Raw genomic sequence first — 17,404 nt, forward strand, 5'->3', positions numbered from 1 at the left:
GGGGCCCGAGCGACTTACGAACCGACCTTGCGCTTGTTCCACACGTCGAACCCGACCGCCGCCAGCAGGACCAGGCCCTTGATGACCTGCTGCCAGTCGGTGCCGATGCCGACGAGGTTCATACCGTTGTTCAGCACGCCCAGGACCAGACCGCCGATGATGGCGCCGAGCACCGTGCCGACACCGCCGCTCATCGACGCGCCGCCGATGAACGCGGCGGCGATCGCCTCCAGTTCGAAGTTGAGGCCGGCCTTGGGCGAGGCCGCGTTGAAGCGGGCGGCGAAGACCAGACCCGCCAGGGCCGCGAGCATGCCCATGTTCAGGAAGACCAGGAAGGTGACCTTCTTGTCCTTCACACCCGACAGCTTGGCCGCGGGCAGGTTGCCGCCGATGGCGTAGATGTGGCGGCCGATGATCGCGTTGCGCATGAGGTAGCCGAAGCCGACCAGCAGCACTCCGAGGACCAGCAGGACGTACGGGGCGCCCTTGTAGCTGGCGAGCAGCATCGTCAGCGTGAGGATGGCGGCGCCGAGTGCGACCAGCTTCAGCAGGAACAGGTTGCGCGGCGCGACCTCCAGCGCGAACTCCTGCTGGCGGCGCCGGTCGCGGTACTCCTGGAAGATCACGAAGGCGATCAGCGCGAACCCGAGCAACAGGGTGAGGTTGTGATAGTTGGTGTCCGGGCCGACCTCGGGCATGAAGCCGTTGGAGACCTTCTGCAGCCCCTCCGGGAACGGGCCGAGAGTCTGGCCCTCCAGGAAGATCTCGGTCAGACCGCGGAAGATCAGCATGCCCGCGAGGGTGACGATGAACGAGGGTATGCCGCCGTAGGCGATGAAGAACCCCTGGACCGCGCCCGCGATGGCCCCCATGGCCAGGCAGAGGATGACGGCTACCGGCCAGGGCAGATCGTTCCTGACCATGAACACGGCGGCCATGGAACCGATGAACGCCGTCAGCGACCCCACCGACAGGTCGATATGACCCGCGATGATCACCAGCATCATGCCGATCGCGAGGATCAGGATGTAGCTGTTCTGGAGCACCAGGTTGGAGACGTTGCGGGGCAGCAGCAGATCACCGTCGGTCCATACGGCGAACAGCACCACGATCAGCCCGAGCGCGAACAGCATGCCGTACTGCCGCATGTTGCGGCGCATACCGTCCAGCACCAGCTGGAACAGTCCGTCGGCGGTGGCCGAACCGCCCTTGCCGGGCGGCGCCGGGGCCGGCGTCTTCGCGGTCACATCCGTGCTCATCGGGATACCTCTTTGTCCTTGGTCATCCGGCGCATCAGCGATTCCTGCGAGGCCTCGGCCCGCGAGAACTCACCGGTCAGCCGCCCCGCGGCCATCGTGTAGATGCGGTCGCACATGCCGAGCAGTTCCGGCAGCTCGGAGGAGATGAAGACGACCGCCTTGCCCTGGGCGGCCAGCTGGTCGATGACGGTGTAGATCTCGTACTTGGCGCCGACGTCGATACCGCGCGTCGGCTCGTCCAGGATCAGCACATCGGGACCCGCGAAGATCCACTTGCTGAGGACGACCTTCTGCTGGTTGCCGCCGGACAGCTTGCCGACCGGTTCGAAGACGGTGGGCGCCTTGATGTTCATGGACTTGCGGAAGCCCTCGGCGACCTGCCGCTCCTCGTGCTCGTCCACCACGCCCCGCTTGGAGACCTTGCCCAGCGCGCTGAGCGAGATGTTGCGGTTGATGGTGTCGATGAGGTTGAGGCCGTAGTGCTTGCGGTCCTCGGTGACGTAGGCGATGCCGTGCTTGACCGCCTCGGGGACGGACTTGGTACGGATCTCCGTGCCGTCCTTGAGGACCGTGCCGCCCGCGTACCGGCCGTAGGTCCGCCCGAAGACGCTCATCGCGAGTTCGGTGCGGCCCGCGCCCATCAGGCCCGCGATCCCGACGATCTCGCCGCGCCGTACCTCGATCGACACATCGTCGACGACCTTGCGCTGCTGGTCGATCGGGTGGTGCACGGTCCAGTTGCGGATCTCCAGGGCCGGCGCCGCGCCCTCCTCCGGCTGGTGCGGCGTCCGCTCGGGGAAGCGGTGCTCCAGGTCGCGGCCGACCATCCCGCTGATGATCCGGTCCTCGGTGGTCCCCTCGGCCTTCACGTCGAGGGTCTCGATGGTCCGGCCGTCGCGCAGGATCGTCACCGAGTCCGCCACCTTGCGGATCTCGTTCAGTTTGTGCGAGATGATGATCGAGGTGATGCCCTGGTTCTTCAACTCCAGGATGAGATCGAGGAGTTTGCCGCTGTCCTCGTCGTTCAGGGCCGCGGTCGGCTCGTCCAGGATGAGCAGCTTCACCTTCTTCGAGAGCGCCTTGGCGATCTCCACCAGCTGCTGCTTGCCCACGCCGATGTCGGCGACGCGGGTGTCGGGGTGATCGCTCAGCCCGACCCGGCGCAGCAGCTCGGTGGCGTGCCGGAGCGTCTCGGTCCAGCTGATGATCCCGCGGGTGGCGTGCTCGTTGCCGAGGAAGATGTTCTCGGCGATGGAGAGGTAGGGGATCAGCGCCAGTTCCTGGTGGATGATCACGATGCCGTGCTGCTCGCTGGCCCGGATGTCCTTGAACTCGCAGGCCGCCCCCTCGAAGAGGATCTCGCCCTCGTACGTGCCGTGCGGGTGGACGCCGGAGAGGACCTTCATCAGGGTCGACTTGCCGGCGCCGTTCTCCCCGCAGATGGCGTGGACCTCGCCCTGCCGGACGGTCAGTGTGACGTCCGACAGCGCCTTGACGCCGGGAAAGGTCTTGACGATCGAGCGCATTTCCAGGACGGGTCCCGCCATGGTCGTGCCTTCCAATCAGTGGGTGCCGGAGGTTACTTGAGGTCGCTTTCCTTGATGTAGCCGGAGTCGACGACGACCTTCTGGTAGTTCTCCTTGTCCACGCTGACCGGCTCCAGCAGGTAGGCGGGCACGACCTTGGAGCCGTTGTCGTAGGTCTCCTCGTCGTTGACCTCGGGCTTCTTGTCGTTGAGCACCGCGTCGACCATGTTGGAGGCGACCTTGGCGAGTTCGCGGGTGTCCTTGTAGACGGTCATCGACTGCTCGTCGGCGATGATCGACTTCACCGAGGCGACCTCGGCGTCCTGGCCGGTGACGATCGGCAGCGGCTTGGACTTGGAGCCGTAGTCGTCCGACTTCAGTGCCGACAGGATGCCGATGGAGATGCCGTCGTACGGCGAGAGCACCGCGTCGACCCGCTCGGACTTGTAGGCCGAGGTGAGGATGTCGTCCATGCGCTTCTGGGCGGTGCCGCCGTCCCAGCGCAGGGTGGTGACCTGGGTCAGGTCGGTCTGGCCGGAGCGGACGACGAGCTGCTTCTTGTCGATGTAGGGCTGCAGGACGTTCATCGCGCCCTGGAAGAAGTAGCGGGTGTTGTTGTCGTCGTTGGAGCCGGCGAACAGCTCGATGTTGAACGGGCCCTTCTCGGAACCGTCCTTCAGGCCGAGCTTCTCCACGATGTAGGTGGCCTGGAGTTCGCCGACCTTCTCGTTGTCGAAGGAGGCGTAGTAGTCGACGTTCTCGGTGCCGAGGATCAGGCGGTCGTAGGAGATGACCGGGATGTCGGCTTCCTTGGCCTGCTGCAGGACGTTGTTCATCGACTTGTTGTCGATGGCCGCCACGATCAGCGCTTCCACACCCTGCGTGATCAGGTTCTCGATCTGCGAGACCTGCTGGTCGGGGTCGTCCTCACCGTAGACCAGCTTGGTCTTGTAGCCCATGTCCTTCAGGTGCGTCTCGACGTTCTTTCCGTCGGCGATCCAGCGCTCGGAGGACTTGGTCGGCATCGCGATGCCGATGGTGGCACCTTCGGTGCTCCCCTTGCCCTCCTCGCTGCCGCCCTCGCCGTCCTGGCCGCAGGCGGTCAGGGTGAGGGCGAGGGAGGCGGCGGTGGCTATCGCGGCGAGAGCGGCTCTGCGGTTGCGCATGGTCATCTTCCTTGATGTCTCAGCACGGCTGGGTGTGTGGGATTCTGTTTGGCTGCGTCGCCTTCTGTGAAGGGGGCGCCGAAACCTTTATGAATATGTTTCGAAACGTCGGAGGTCCCCCGGCAGTCGTGAGCCCAGGGGAGCCATCTCCCCGTCGGCCCCGTGCCGGGCGAGCAGGTCCAGCGCCAGCCGGCCCCGCCGCACCCGCTCCTTGGCGGTGGACAGCGTGAGTTCGCGCAGGTGGTGGCCGTAGGGGTAGATCCCGGGCGTCTTGGACAGACCGAACTTCAGGTACAGCGGAGCGCCGCGCCGGATGAGTTCGGCGACCTCGTACATCCGGACGTAGCCGCCGAGGTCGTCGGGGGCCTCGATGTACATGTCCATGGGGGCGGCGGAGACCCGCCGGATCTCGGTGAGGTGGTCCAGCGTCAGATCGCTGGGCACGTTGACCGAGTCCGCGCCGAGCCGCTCGTAGACCGCGTAGGCGGCCGGGTTGACCGGGCCGATCAGCGCGCTCACCTTGAGCGTGGTGTCGGCCGGGATGATCCCGGCGGCGCGCGCCCGGTGCAGGGTCCACAGCACGCCCTCGTCGGCGACGAGCAGGCACTGCACACCCAGCTCGGTGGCGCGCACGGCGTCCTCGACGCAGCCGGCCACCGCGTCGTGGCCGCGGGCCCGCAGCCCCGCGCCCCGGGAGTCGGTACGGGTGGAGCCGCCGATGTCCCAGGTGCCGCGCGGGCCGGTGAACAGGCAGAGCTCGATGTCGCGCTCGCCGGTGGCCTCGACCATCTCGGTGATCTCGGCGTCGGTCAGCATCCAGACGCCGCTGCCCTGGCTGATCCGGTGGATCGGCACGTCGAGCCGCGAGGCTTCCTTCAGGACAACGGCCAGCGCTTCGGGACCCTCGCACGAGGGAATCTCGGTGCGCCAGCGGCCGCCGCCCGGGAACGAGTGGGGCGAGGCGTCGGCGGGGGAGAGGTCGGGCGCGCCCAGGCCGAGGGCGGCGAGCGCCTGCTCGCCGGGTCGACGGGCTGCCGTGGCGGAAGCGTCGGTCACAAGCTGTCCTTCTTGTTCGTTATTTCGGACGAAGTTCGCGGCTCTGGGTACGGCAAAGGCTTGGTGGTACGCCGGTGCGGGGGCCGTCAGGTCGCCCCCGCACCGGCGCACGGCTAGGGGCGCAGCAGGACTTTCCCGACCTTCGGATCGCCCGACCCGACCAGCTCGATGGCGCGCGCGAACCCCTCCAGCGGCAGCTCGTGCGTGACCAGCGGCAGTGGATCGAGCAGCCCGGCCGCGAACACCCGCACCGTGTGCGCCCAGGCATCCGGCGGGGCCCCGAAGACGGTGTGCACCTCCAGCTGCCGTACGACCAGGTCCGTCGGGTCCAGACCCTCGGCGCCCGGCGCCGGGATCCCGGTCAGGACCAGGCGTCCGCCGCGCCTGAGCAGACAGGCGGCGGTGCGCGCGGCGGACGCGGACCCGGCGGTCTCGATGACCACGTCGAAGGTGTCGGGCAGTTCCTCGTCCCGGGTGCGGAAGCCGGTGGCGCCGAACTCCCGGGACAGCGCCTCCCGGTCCCGCCGGGTGCCCACCACCAGCAGCTCGCCCGGCGATCCGGCCCGCAGGAACTGCACGGCGAACATGCCGAGCGTCCCGGTGCCGACCACCGCGACCCGCTCGCCGGGGCGGGCGTTCGCCTTGATCGCCGCGGCGGCGATACAGGCGGCGGGCTCCAGCAGGGCGGCGGCCGTCAGATCGCAGTCTTCCGGCAGCACGTGCAGCAGCCGGGCGGGCAGGGTGAGCGTGGTGGCCATCGCGCCGGGCTGGGTGAACCCGGTCTCCTCGTACCCGGCGGTGCACAGGGTGGTCTCGCCGGCGTGGCAGCGGTCGCAGACCTGGCAGTTGCGGAAGCCCTCCCCGACGACCTTGCGGCCGACGAGGGACCCGGGCACCCCGGCGCCGACCCGCTGCACGGTCCCGGACCACTCGTGGCCGGGGGTGAGCGGGTACCGCACGTACCCCTCGGGCCGGTTGCCCTGGTACACCTCGCGGTCGCTGCCGCAGATGCCGACCGCGTGGACGCGCACCAGCGCCTCCCCGGGGCCGGGCTCGCGCGGCGTGTGCTCGGCCAGCCGGTGCTCGCCGGGCGCCTCGACGACGACGGCGCTGCTCACTTCTGGGTGCCCTTCGGCTGGCGCCGCTCCCAGCCCTCGGCCCACAGGTCGAAGCGGGCCTGCTGCTGCGGGAACTCGGCGGCGGCGTCCACGTCCAGCTCGACGCCGAGACCGGGGGCGTCGGAGAGGTGGAAGTAGCCGTCCACGACCTGCGGCGCGCCCTTGACGACCTTCTTGATCTCGGAGTCCGCGAAGTCGTTGAAGTGCTCGAGGATCTTGAAGTTGGGGGAGCTGAAGCCGACCTGGAGGGAGGCCGCGGTCAGCACGGAGCCGCCCACGTTGTGCGGGGCGACCAGCATGTAGTGGGTCTCGGCGGTGGCGGCGAGCTTGCGGGTCTCCCAGATGCCGCCGATGTGACCGACGTCGGGCTGGATGATGTCGACGGCCTGGCTCTCGAAGAGCTCCCGGAACTCGATCCGGTCGTGGATCCGCTCACCGGTGGCGACCGGGATGTCCACCTTGGCGGCCACCTTCTCCAGCGCCTTCAGGTTCTCCGGCGGGCAGGGCTCCTCCAGCCAGGCCGGCTTGAAGGGCGCCAGCTCGTGGGCGAGCCGGACCGCGGTGGCCGGGGAGAACCGGCCGTGCATCTCCAGCATCAGCTCCGCGTCCGGGCCGATGGCGTCCCGGACCGCCTCGATGAGGGAGACGGCGTACAGGCTCTGCTCGTGGTCGAGCTCGAACTGCCCGGTGCCGAAGGGGTCGATCTTGAGCGCCTTGTACCCGCGCTCCATGACTCCCTGGGCGGCCTTGTGGTAGGCCTCGGGCGTCCGCTCGGTGGTGTACCAGCCGTTGGCGTACGCCTTGACCCGGTCGGTGACCTTGCCGCCCAGGAGCTGCCAGACCGGCACCCCGAGCGCCTTGCCCTTGATGTCCCAGCAGGCCATCTCGATGACGGCGATCCCGGACATCACGATCTCGCCCGCGCGGCCGTAGTCGCCGTACTTCATGCGGCGCACGAGGTCTTCCGTGGCGAACGGGTCGGAGCCGAGAATGTGGTTGGTCTCGGCCTCTCGCAGATAGCCGATCAGCGCGTCGGTGTGACCCAGCATCCGGGTCTCACCGACTCCCGTGATTCCCTCGTCGGTGTGCACCTGTACATAGGTCAGGTTGCGCCACGGCGTTCCGACCACGTGTGTGCTGATTCCGGTGATGCGCACGGCAGTTGTCCCTTGCTGCGTCGTCGGCTCATTAGCGTGTGTTCGAGATTTCGACACACGTTCGAAATGCTGACGTGACAGTAGGGAGGGGGCGGCGGGGGTGTCAATGGGTCGCACGCATAACGGTTTCGACACCGCTTTCGATACGCCTTTCGGTACGGCATCGGTGACGGATGGGGCGTATACCTCAACAGGCGCTGCGGAGGGGGTAGTTCCGCACATAACTTTCACAGGCTGCCCTATGAACGTGATCTCCCCGGAACTTAGTCTTCCCGCGTCATGGACTACTGCCACCCGTGCCGACGGCACCTGAATGGCGCCCTCGCCTGCCCGGGCTGCGGCGCACCGGCCGAACAACTCCGCGCGTACCCGAGCGAGGAGGACCCGCAGGCGTACGCCGCGTACGAGGAGGCCGAGCGCGCGCCGGAGCCGGTCGCGGCGGGCGCGGGGGCCGGGGGCCGGGCGGCGGCCCGCCGGTCGGCCCGGGGCGGACGTGGCGCGGACCTCCACGAGCCCGGGGCCGCTGATGAGGTCGCGCCCGAGGGTGGCACCGGCGCCAGTCGCCGCGACCGCAAGGCGGCGGCGCACCGCCGTCGTCGCCGCCGCACCCTGCTGGTCACCGCGGGCTTCCTGCTCGCCGCCGGCGGCCTGAGCCTCGCCGAACTGGGCCTGGACGCCCCCGGCTCGTCCCCCGCCCCGGCCGCGGCGGGCGGGGCCTCCACGGACGGCGGCGCCGAGGAGGAGGCGGTCGAAACGGCGCAGCCGATCAGCGACACCACGGACACACCGGCCACCGCGTCCCCGAGCACCTCCGCCTCTCCGTCACCCTCGGAGTCGGAGTCGGAGTCCGCGCAGGCCACGGAGTCGGCGCAGCCGGAGGACAAGCCGACGAAGGACGCCCAGTCGTCGGCGACGGGGGGAGCGGTCCCCGAGACCTCCCAGGCCCCGGAGCCCACCACGCAGGACCCGGACCCGACTCCGACGGCGGACCCGACGACACCGGAACCCGAGCCGGATCCGGAGGAGACGTGCACACGCTTCCTGTGGTGGTGCGGCTGACGTGACCGGAGTGCGGCCGGCTCAGGACTCCAGCATCCGCCGCAGCAGATCCCGCAGCGCCAGCCGCTCGTCCTCGGAGAGCCCCGCGAGCGGCTCCCGGGCAAACCGCAACGACTCCCGCAGACTGAGGGCGACCCGCCGCCCCTCCTGAGTCGCCGCCGCGACCTTCACCCGCCGGTCCGCGGGATCGGGCCGCCGCTCCACCAGCCCCCGTGCCTCCAGCCGGTCGACGATCCCGGTCACGTTCGACGGCTCGCACTTGAGCCGCTGCGCCAGCTTCCGCATGGGCAGGGGCTCCAGCGACAGCAGCCCCAGCAGCCGGGCCTGCGCCCCGGTCAGCGCATGTGTGCCGGCGGCCTCTTCGTACTCCTCGTGGTACCGCGCCACCACGGACCCGATCAGGTCGACGACCTCCATGGTCAGCTCGTCGGGGCGGTGGGGCGGGTGCGGGGTGGCCATGGCGTCCAGCGTATCCCGTTACTTGACATCATGAAATATTCAGGCGCATGGTTGTTTCAGGTAATGAAGTATTCAGGAAGGTCACCCGCCATGCCCGAATCCCCCGCCCGCCCCGCCGTCAGCCGCGAGTGGCACCTGCTCAGCCGCCCGGTCGGCTGGCCCAAGCCCGAGGACTTCGCCCTCGTGGAGGCGGAGATCCGGCAGCCCGGACCGGACGAGGTGCTGGTGCGCAACGCGTACCTCTCGGTCGACCCGTACATGCGCGGCCGGATGAGCGCCGCCAAGTCCTACGTCGCCCCCTTCGAGCTCGGCAAGGCCATGCAGGGCGGCGCCGTCGGCGAGGTCGTCGCCTCGAACGTCGACGGCATCGCCCCCGGCGACAACGTCCTGCACTTCGGCGGCTGGCGCGAGTACGCCACCGTCGGCGCCGCCCAGACGGTCAAGGTCGACGCGGACGCCGCGCCGCTGTCGGCGTACCTCGGCGTCCTCGGCATGACCGGCCTCACCGCCTACGCGGGCCTGCTGCGCACCGCCTCCTTCAAGGAGGGCGACGCGGTCTTCGTCTCCGGCGCCGCGGGTGCCGTGGGCAGCCAGGTCGGCCAGATCGCCAAGCTCAAGGGCGCCTCCCGGGTCATCGGCTCGGCCGGCTCCGACGAGAAGGTCAAGCTGCTCGTCGAGGAGTACGGCTTCGACGCCGCCTTCAACTACAAGAACGGCCCGGTCGGCGAGCAGCTGAGGGAGGCCGCCCCGGACGGGATCGACGTCTACTTCGACAACGTCGGCGGCGACCACCTGGAGGCCGCCATCGGCCTGCTCAACCGCGACGGCCGTATCGCGGTCTGCGGAATGATCTCCGTCTACAACAACACCGAGGCCGCCCCCGGCCCCCGCAACCTCGCCCGGCTCATCCAGACCCGCGGCCGCATCGAGGGCTTTTTGGTCGGCGACCACTACGACCTCCAGCCGCAGTTCGTCCAGGAGGTCGGCCCCTGGGTCGCCTCGGGCGCGCTGAAGTACCGCGAGACGGTCGTCGAGGGCATCGAGAACAACCTGGAGGCGTTCCTCGGGGTCCTGCGCGGCGACAACACCGGGAAGATGATCGTCAAGCTCTGAGCCCTTCCCCGGCCGCCACCTCTTCTACGATTTTCCGGTATGCGGTAACTTCTTTCCGAAACCGCCGTCGATCGTGGGCGCGAGTCACGGCGGACCGAGGAGGAGAAGACACCGCATGTCCATCCAGCAGACCGATGTCCTGTACACCGCCGTCGCCACCGCCGAGAACGGCCGCGACGGCCGGGTCGCCACCGATGACGGCAAGCTCGACGTCGTGGTGAACCCGCCGAAGGAGATGGGCGGCAGCGGCGCCGGAACCAACCCGGAGCAGCTGTTCGCCGCCGGGTACAGCGCCTGCTTCCAGGGCGCGCTCGGCGTAGTCGCCCGCCAGGAGAAGGCCGACATCTCCGGCTCGACCGTCACCGCGAAGGTCGGCATCGGCAAGAACGACGACGGCTTCGGGCTGATCGTGGAGATCTCGGCGAGCATCCCGAACGTGGACGCGGAGACGGCGCAGAGCCTGCTGAAGAAGGCCCACGAGGTGTGCCCGTACTCCAAGGCGACGCGAGGGAACATCACCGTGACGCTGGGCTGACCGCAGGTCGTCGCGTACGACGAAGGCCGCACCCCTGGACGTGGGGTGCGGCCTTCGCCTGTGTCAGACCGCCAGCGCCGCCGTATGGGCCGCCCTCACCAGCCGTGCGTTCTCCGGGGCCGCGCCGCCCGGGAAGGCACAGCGGCGCCTGGTGTAGCCGTAGGCCAGGCCGCTGCGGGGGTCGGCGAAGGCCTGGGAGCCGCCCGCGCCGCTGTGGCCGAAGGCACCGGCGCCCAGGAAGGGATACCAGACGTCGGCGGTGGCCTGGAAACCCAGGCCGAACGCCTTGTGCGCGCGGGCGACCAGGTCGTAGCCGACGGAGTGGATCTGGCCGACCTCGGCGACCGTGTCCGGCTTCAGCAGCGGGGGACGGCCGTCCACCTCGCTGATCGCCGCCGCGTACATCCCGGCGAGTCCGCGGGCGGCGGCCACTCCGCCCGCCGAGGCCGGGCCCTTGGCGCGCACCGTACGGGAGTTGGCGTGGTCGACCAGCTGACCCGGCTCCGGCACATGGGTGTTGAAGGCGATCGAGGAGAGCGTGTGCGGGCCGGTCGCCGTCGCGTCCAGCAGCGCCTGCTGCTTCGGCGTCGGCGCCATCGGCTGGACCGAACGGAAGCGGGATTCCAGGGCGGCGGGCAGCCCCAGGAAGAAGTCCAGCGCGTACGGCGCGCGCCCCCGCTCCTCGTACACCTCCTGGAGCGTACGGCCCGTGGCCCGGCGGACGACCTCGCCGGTCAGCGCCCCGATGACCAGGGCGTGATAGCCGAAGGCGGTGCCCGGACGCCAGAACGGCCGCTGGTCGGCGAGCCGTTCCGCGATGACCCGGTCGTCCGCCAGCTCCTCCGCGGTGAACCCGGCGTCCAGGCCCACCAGACCCGCCCGGTGCGCGAGCAGATCACGCAGGGTGAGACCGCCCTTGCCCTCGGCGGCGAACTCGGGCCAGTAGTAGGTGACCTTGCGGTCCAGTTCGAGGGTGCCGTCCTGGACGAGGAGAGCGACCACCAGATGGGCGGCCCCCTTGGTGGAGGAGAACACGCCGTACAGCGACTCCCCGTCCGCGCCGTCCCCGGCCCACAGGTCGACCACCCTGCGGCCGTGCACGTACGCGCACAACTGCCCTTCGTAGTCGGGTCGTTCCTCCGCGACGAACGCGGTGAACGCGTCGCGCACCGCCTCGAACCCGTCCGCGACGGTGCCGTGGATCTCCAGCGTCATCCGCTCTCCTCGTACTCGACTAACCGCTGTGCGCGTGTGCCATGGTGAACAGCGCCCTTCCCACCTGGGCGAATTCTCCCTTGGGATGATCCCGGAAAAGCGGCTCGGTGCCGAACAGCACGGCCCGCTCCCCGCTGACCACCGCCGCCCGGCCCGCCGCGTCCGCCGGCCCGCCCGAGCCGTCCTCGTCCGGCCGCCAGTGCCCGGACAGCAGCGGGTTCCCGGCCGCGTACGACTGCTCCGCCCGCATCCCGGGCCCGAGGTCGGTGAACCACACCGGCGCGTACACGAACCCATGGTCCGTGGCACCGCCCGAATCCACCAGCCGTACCACGCCGTTGGCGTTCCGGTTGCCTTCCACGGCCGTCGCCGCCGGCAGCCCGGCCGCCGTGTTGAGCGCGGCGCCCGCGCTGCCCCGCCCGACGAGCCCGTGCCCGGCGAGGAAGGCGTCCAGCGCGGTGCGGGCGGCCGGGGTGAGGCCGCCGTGGTCCAGGCCCGCCGACACGAACAGCACGTCCACCGAGGACCAGTCGAACCCCGCGTTGAGCACGGCCGTGGAGACCGGCACGACCTCGAAGTTCATCTCCCGCAGCGCGAACAGCTCGCCCGCCGTCACGGCCGCCGCCACCCGCACCGGGCGCAGCTCGGCACCGCCGCCGAGCCGGGTGGCGTCGAGGACGACGTCGTACCGGCGTGCTGCCTGCGCCGCCAGCGCCCGCGCCGACCCCGGCACCAGCGCACTGCCGTCCGCGGCCCGCCGTACCGGAACACCTTGCTGGAGCAGGTGGTTGAGCGCGGCCACCTCGTTCGGGTCGGTCAGCCGCAGCCGCAGGTCGCCGCGCGGGGCGACCCGGCCGACGGGCGCGGCCTCGCGCACGGCCCGCAGGGGCAGGCCCGTCAGGCTCCCGGAGGTCACCGGGCGCACCTCGGCGCCCCACAGCCTGCCGAGGCTCCAGCCGGAGATGTCGTACATCACCGACACCTTGTCGCTGATGTCCCGCCCGTCGGCCAGCAGGACGTTGGCCATGCCGCGCTTGGGCTGGCGCAGGTCGACGACGTACGCGCCCTTCGGGTACGTCCTGCCGTCCAGCCGGAAGGGACGGGTGGCGCGGGTGACGCGGACGTCGTTGGCGATCAGGTGGTCGACCAGGCGGGCGGCGGCGGTGGTGCCGCCGGGGATGACGTAGGCGCGGGGGAAGGTGGTCGTGTAGACGTCCTCGGGCCCGATGCCGGGGACCCCGGGGACCGTCTCCGCGGAGACCGGCACCTGGGCCGCTCCGGCCGCTCCCCGGCGGAAGACCTCGATCTGGTCGGCGATCAGCGAAGTCCGCCTGGACTGCGCGAAGTCGAGCGTGGCGCGCAGCGCGGCACCGGCGATGTCGACGTTGATCGCGGACCGGCGGCGCAGTTCCTCGGCCGGCAGGGTGTCGTAAGCGGTGTTGTTCACCCGCAGCGGGATCTCCACCGTGTGCGCGGCGACCGTGCCGTGGAAGGCGGCGTACTGCGGGGTGAAGATCGGCGGCCAGTCGTCCCAGCCCTCCTCCTGGTCCCGGAAGGGGATCTGCGCGGGCCGCACGCCGTCCTGCTGCGGGGTGTGGCCGAGGGCGTTGACCGCCGCCTCCATGCCGAGGGCGTTGGCGTAGGTGTTCTTCAGGAACAGGTCGTACTCGTAGTTCTCGCCGTGCGGGGGAGTGGTGGGCTCGATGAGGGTGCCGTTGACGTAGCCGTGCAGGTCGAGCATGACGGCCGGCTGCTTGTCGAGCAGGATCTGCCGCATCGCCCGCGTCTCGGGCTGCGCGGCGGTCACGAAGTCCCGGTTCAGGTCGAAGCCGCCCGCGTTGGCCCGGGTGCCGGCGATCCGGCCGTCCGGGTTGGCGGTGATGTTGAAGTAGAGACGGTTGCGGGCCAGGAGGTCCCGGGTGGCGCGGTCGTCCGCCGTGGCGAGCCGTTCGATCAGGCGCAGGGAAGCGTCCGTGCCTTCCCACTCGTTGCCGTGGATGTTGTTGTTGAAGAAGACGGGGGTCTTGTAACTCTTCTTGATCTCAGGGGACTTGGCGGCCGTCGTGGGCGCGTTCTCGATGAGGTCGCGCATCCGCTCCTGGGCGCGGGCCTGGTGGTGGGTCTCGGGTGCGGTGACCGTGACGAGATACAAGCGGTGCCCGCCGGCCGAACGGCCCGCGACCTCCACGCTCACCCGGTCGCCAAGCCGTTGCAGGGCGTTCAGCTTCGGCGCGATGCCGTGGTACGGGACGAGGCCCAGCTTGAGGGACTTGTCGGCGGGGTTCTCGGGGTCGGGGGAGAGGACCTGCTCGCGCGGGTAGCCCCGCACGGTCCGGTCCAGGACGGGGGCGTGCTCGGCCAGGGCCCGCTGGGCCGCGCTTGCCGGGGCGCGGGCGGCCCGGTCGGCGGCGGCGTCGCGTTCCCGGGTGGGCGCGGGGCGGTCGGCCACGGCGCTGTGCGGGGTGAGGAACAGGGATCCTACGGTCACTAGGGCGAGCACGGGGACGGTTCTCGCGGTGCGCACACGTACCTCCTCCGGGACTTCCTGAGATCGGTACGGCGAGGTGTACCTGTTCGACTCAACTCCAACAAGAGGGGGTCGGTGCCACCGGTGCCCCGGACGGCGTATCCCGGGGGGATGCGCCCCTACCGATAGAGTTCGGTCATGCGCGATCTTGGGGTGGGTTTCCGCTATCTCCTGAAGGGCCAGCGGTGGGTGGCCCGGCACGGCAAGCAGTACGGTTTTGGGCTGATTCCCGGCCTGATCACCCTCGTTCTGTACGCGGCGGCGCTGGTCTCCCTCGTGCTGTGGGGCGACGACCTGGTGGCCTGGTCCACGCCGTTCGCCGACGACTGGTCGAGCCCCTGGCTCGGGCTCTTCCGCGGCTTCCTGACCGGCCTGCTCTTCGCCCTCGCGCTCCTGCTCACCGCCATCACCTTCACCGCGGTCACGCTGCTGATCGGCCAGCCCTTCTACGAGAACCTGTCCGAGAAGGTCGACCGGGACGTCTCCCCGGACGGCACCGCCCCCGAGTCGGGGCTGCCGCTCTGGCGCGAGCTGTGGATCTCGGCCCGCGACAGCCTCCGGATCGTCGTACGGGCCCTGTTCTGGGGCGTGCTGCTCTTCGCCCTCGGGTTCGTCCCGGTCGTCGGGCAGACGGTCGTGCCGGTGATCGGGTTCGTCGTCACCGGGTTCTTCCTCACCGAGGAGCTCACCTCGGTCGCCCTGCAGCGCCGCGGTGTCGAGGCCCGGGACCGCCTGCGCCTGCTGCGTTCCCGCAGGACGCTGGTGTGGGGCTTCGGCACACCCCTCGCCGTGTCCTTCGTGGTGCCGTTCGTCGCGATCTTCCTGATGCCGGGCGCGGTGGCGGGGGCCACGCTCATGGCCCGCGACCTCCTCGGCGAGGAGACCCTGGAGGAGAACGGCGGGGGGTCGGCCAAGGGCGTCAGCGCGTGACGGGCCCGCTCATCGCGGCCGTCAGGATCGCCCGTACCTGGGCGATGATGTCCAGCCGGTTGCGCACGAACTCGGGGTCGGTGACCTCGGAGGTGTTGCCGGCCGCGAACTGCAGCACGGGCGTGTGCACATGCCCGGCGGGCAGCGTCTCGTGCAGCCCGAGCCGGTCCCGCAACAGCGTCGCCCGGTAGGCGATCTCGTTGGACAGGTAGTTCCCGCCGCCCCCGGCCCGCGCGGTCGACCCCGCCGTCGGCCCGTCCGGCCGCACCACCGGCTCCGTCCCTCCCGCCGGGATCTCGGTCACGGCGGTGTTGTCGTACACGGGGAACGGCCCGGTCGCCGCGGCCACGATCCGCTCGTACGGCAGGGTCGTCGTCGTCCACTGCGGCTGCGACGCCGGATCGCTCACCGGGACGGTCTCGGTGCGGCTGATGGTGTCGTTGTCCGGGAAGCCGCCCCGCCAGGCCCCGTTGGTCCGCTCGATGTCGAACCGCCCGACCCGGCCCTGGCTCACGGTGGTGAGCAGATCGACGCCCCGCAGATACGGCCGCAGCGTCCGCTCCACGGTTGCGTCGGTGAAGTCCCGCCAGCGCACCGGGAACACCGCGGTCTCGATCCGGGCGGGCCCCTGCGCGGTCTCGATCACCGTTCCGTCGAGCGCGAGCGCCGTCGCCCCGGAGGGGTTGGAGATCCGGATGTCCCGGTCCAGGGTGAACGGATCGAACCCGGTGAGCAGGATCCGCTTCAGCCCCTGGCCGTGCGGATAGCGGATCCCGGTCTGCCCGCGCGAGGTCCGCTCCAACTGCCCGAGCAGCTCGTCCCTTTGCCGGTCGGAGAGCCCGAACTCCGGCTCCCAGGACCGCACCTCCCGCGTCATCCCGAGCCGCGCCCAGTACAGCGGCCGGTCGTCGTCCCGGCTCAGGTCCCCGGCCGCGGGCCCCCGCCCCTGCGCCCGCTCCACGGCCCGCCGCCACAGCGCGGACCCTTCGCGTACGACGACGGCGCGGGCCTGCGCGTAGGACCGGGCCCCGCGCAGCTCACGCGTGAACTCGGCGGTCATGGCGTCGAATCCGGACCGCCGGAGGATCTCCTGGGGCACCGCGCGGTCGAGCCGCTGCTCCTCGACGGTGGGTGACTCCGCGGCGGTCGCGCTGGTGGGGGCGGTCAGCGTGGCGGCCAGGGCCAGTCCCAGGGCGCAGATCCCAACTCGTATGCAGTTCAAGGGGTTTCCGGTCCTTCCGGTGCGATGGAGGAGCGTGGTGAGGGCTCGCTTCCCCGCTTCACGGCACCGGAACCGTCCCCGCCGCCTCCCGCAGCGCCGCCAGGAACGCCTCGCCGGCCGGGGTGAGCGAGCGCCCGCGTGCCGTCGCCGCGTACACCGCCCGCCGGGGCGTGTCCTCGTCGAGCACCGGCAGGAGGGCGATGTCGGGGCGGACGGACGTTGCCGCCGGCGCCGGGACCAGGGTCACGCCGAGGCCCGCGGCGACGTACCCCTGCTCGGCGCGCACGGCGCGACCCTGGCCGACGTCATCAACATCCGGACCTAGCTCACCGACATCTCCCGGCTCGCCGAATACGCCGCCGTACGGCGGGAGTTGATCACCGGGACCCCGCCGGCCAGCATGACCTTCGAGGTGCCGAGGCTGTTCCGGCCGGAGGCGATGATCGAGATCGAGGTGGTGGCCGCGGTCACTTCTCGCCCAGCAGGGTGAGGAAGTCCCGGAACGCGCCCGGCATGTCCACCGACTCCGGGTCCAGCAGCCACTGGTACTGCAGCCCGTCCATGACGGCCACCAGCAGCGGCGCGGTGCGTTCCGGGGTGAGGCCGTTCGGCAGCCGGTCGCCGTACTCGGTGCGCAGCACCTCCGCCATGCTCGCGCGGACACGGGTGTAGCGCCGCGTGAAGTACTCACGGGCCGGGTGGCCCTCCGTGACGCTCTCGCCGAGCAGCGCCGAGAAGGTCTGGATGATGCCGGGCCGCATGGCGTTGTACTCCACCAGCGAGGCCAGCAGGTCGATCCGCCACCGGGTGTCCGGCACCGCGTCCCACTGGTCGCGGTCGGTGAGCACGGCGACCAGCAGCGCGTCCTTCGTCGGGAAGTAGTGCAGCAGCCCCTGCTGGGTGAGCCCGACCCGCTCCGCCACCGCGGCGAGGCTGGCGCCCCGGTAACCGCGCTCGGCGATCACCGCCAGGGCCGCCCGCACGATCTCGGCGCGGCGCTCCTCACTCCTGACCCTCGCGTTCATGGCGTCACCGTACGACATCGACCGACCATCAATATTA

17 protein-coding genes are annotated in these 17,404 nt (G+C 70.5%); 4 read left to right on the forward strand and 13 right to left on the reverse strand.

Translation table 11 applies throughout. From position 1 onward, the window contains the following. Positions 1–14: 14 nt before the first annotated feature. The 6 genes from mmsB to ACFYW5_RS08815 all read right to left on the reverse strand — a co-directional run bounded on the left by mmsB (position 15) and on the right by ACFYW5_RS08815 (position 7,282). Positions 15–1,259, reverse strand: coding sequence for a multiple monosaccharide ABC transporter permease (gene mmsB / locus ACFYW5_RS08790; protein WP_389416229.1), 1,245 nt, complete (start codon positions 1,257–1,259; stop codon positions 15–17). Further along, positions 1,256–2,806 (reverse strand): multiple monosaccharide ABC transporter ATP-binding protein, encoded by a 1,551-nt coding sequence (gene mmsA, locus ACFYW5_RS08795; RefSeq protein ID WP_389416230.1) that lies wholly within the window; start codon positions 2,804–2,806, stop codon positions 1,256–1,258. The genes mmsB and mmsA overlap by 4 nt, the downstream gene beginning before the upstream one ends. Positions 2,807–2,838: 32 nt before the next feature. Continuing rightward, positions 2,839–3,951: a multiple monosaccharide ABC transporter substrate-binding protein gene (gene chvE, locus ACFYW5_RS08800; protein ID WP_389416231.1), complete on the reverse strand. Its 1,113-nt coding sequence runs from the start codon at positions 3,949–3,951 to the stop codon at positions 2,839–2,841. Between the two features lie 87 nt (positions 3,952–4,038). Beyond that, a complete protein-coding gene (locus tag ACFYW5_RS08805) occupies positions 4,039–5,007 on the reverse strand; it encodes a hypothetical protein (protein WP_389416232.1) in 969 nt (322 codons plus the stop codon). A gap of 113 nt (positions 5,008–5,120) precedes the next feature. Beyond that, positions 5,121–6,125 carry a zinc-binding dehydrogenase gene (locus tag ACFYW5_RS08810; protein WP_389416233.1) on the reverse strand — a complete coding sequence of 335 codons (1,005 nt, stop codon included), beginning with the start codon at positions 6,123–6,125 and terminating at the stop codon, positions 5,121–5,123. Further along, complete coding sequence (locus tag ACFYW5_RS08815; RefSeq protein ID WP_389416234.1) at positions 6,122–7,282, reverse strand: mandelate racemase/muconate lactonizing enzyme family protein; 1,161 nt, start codon at positions 7,280–7,282, stop codon at positions 6,122–6,124. The genes ACFYW5_RS08810 and ACFYW5_RS08815 overlap by 4 nt, the downstream gene beginning before the upstream one ends. 279 nt (positions 7,283–7,561) lie before the next feature. Here ACFYW5_RS08815 and ACFYW5_RS08820 point away from each other — a divergent pair, with 279 nt between their 5' ends. After that, on the forward strand, positions 7,562–8,341 hold the full coding sequence (locus tag ACFYW5_RS08820) for a hypothetical protein (protein ID WP_389416235.1): 780 nt from the start codon (positions 7,562–7,564) through the stop codon (positions 8,339–8,341). A 21-nt stretch (positions 8,342–8,362) separates the two neighbouring features. On the opposite strand, the gene ACFYW5_RS08825 is transcribed toward ACFYW5_RS08820, so the two are convergent. After that, entirely contained in the window at positions 8,363–8,800 is a 438-nt protein-coding gene (locus ACFYW5_RS08825) for a MarR family winged helix-turn-helix transcriptional regulator (protein ID WP_389416236.1), read from the reverse strand. Between the two features lie 90 nt (positions 8,801–8,890). On the opposite strand from ACFYW5_RS08825, the gene ACFYW5_RS08830 reads away from it, so the two are divergent. Continuing rightward, positions 8,891–9,913, forward strand: a complete 1,023-nt coding sequence (locus ACFYW5_RS08830; protein ID WP_389416237.1) for an NADP-dependent oxidoreductase — start codon at positions 8,891–8,893, stop codon at positions 9,911–9,913. A 115-nt stretch (positions 9,914–10,028) separates the two neighbouring features. Next, a complete protein-coding gene (locus ACFYW5_RS08835; RefSeq protein ID WP_389416238.1) occupies positions 10,029–10,448 on the forward strand; it encodes an organic hydroperoxide resistance protein in 420 nt (139 codons plus the stop codon). A 63-nt stretch (positions 10,449–10,511) separates the two neighbouring features. Here the strand turns inward: ACFYW5_RS08835 and ACFYW5_RS08840 are convergent, their stop codons facing one another. Both ACFYW5_RS08840 and ACFYW5_RS08845 read right to left on the reverse strand, forming a co-directional pair. Next, on the reverse strand, positions 10,512–11,663 hold the full coding sequence (locus ACFYW5_RS08840) for a serine hydrolase domain-containing protein (protein ID WP_389416239.1): 1,152 nt from the start codon (positions 11,661–11,663) through the stop codon (positions 10,512–10,514). 19 nt (positions 11,664–11,682) lie between these two features. Next, complete coding sequence (locus ACFYW5_RS08845; RefSeq protein WP_389416240.1) at positions 11,683–14,187, reverse strand: M14 family zinc carboxypeptidase; 2,505 nt, start codon at positions 14,185–14,187, stop codon at positions 11,683–11,685. A gap of 141 nt (positions 14,188–14,328) precedes the next feature. On the opposite strand from ACFYW5_RS08845, the gene ACFYW5_RS08850 reads away from it, so the two are divergent. After that, complete coding sequence (locus ACFYW5_RS08850) at positions 14,329–15,120, forward strand: EI24 domain-containing protein (protein ID WP_389416241.1); 792 nt, start codon at positions 14,329–14,331, stop codon at positions 15,118–15,120. Here ACFYW5_RS08850 and ACFYW5_RS08855 read toward each other — a convergent pair. The 4 genes from ACFYW5_RS08855 to ACFYW5_RS08870 are packed head-to-tail and all read right to left on the reverse strand — an operon-like array spanning position 15,110 to position 17,385. Continuing rightward, positions 15,110–16,342: a pyroglutamyl peptidase gene (locus ACFYW5_RS08855; RefSeq protein ID WP_389416242.1), complete on the reverse strand. Its 1,233-nt coding sequence runs from the start codon at positions 16,340–16,342 to the stop codon at positions 15,110–15,112. The two genes, ACFYW5_RS08850 and ACFYW5_RS08855, sit on opposite strands and share 11 nt — an antisense overlap. A gap of 58 nt (positions 16,343–16,400) precedes the next feature. Further along, on the reverse strand, positions 16,401–16,628 hold the full coding sequence (locus tag ACFYW5_RS08860; RefSeq protein WP_389416243.1) for a LysR substrate-binding domain-containing protein: 228 nt from the start codon (positions 16,626–16,628) through the stop codon (positions 16,401–16,403). A gap of 35 nt (positions 16,629–16,663) precedes the next feature. After that, positions 16,664–16,813 (reverse strand): hypothetical protein, encoded by a 150-nt coding sequence (locus ACFYW5_RS08865; RefSeq protein WP_389416244.1) that lies wholly within the window; start codon positions 16,811–16,813, stop codon positions 16,664–16,666. Then, complete coding sequence (locus tag ACFYW5_RS08870; protein WP_389416245.1) at positions 16,810–17,385, reverse strand: TetR/AcrR family transcriptional regulator; 576 nt, start codon at positions 17,383–17,385, stop codon at positions 16,810–16,812. The genes ACFYW5_RS08865 and ACFYW5_RS08870 overlap by 4 nt, the downstream gene beginning before the upstream one ends. Positions 17,386–17,404: the final 19 nt, after the last annotated feature.

The organism is Streptomyces sp. NPDC002779 (assembly GCF_042888685.1).
Taxonomy (GTDB): Bacteria; Actinomycetota; Actinomycetes; order Streptomycetales; family Streptomycetaceae; genus Streptomyces.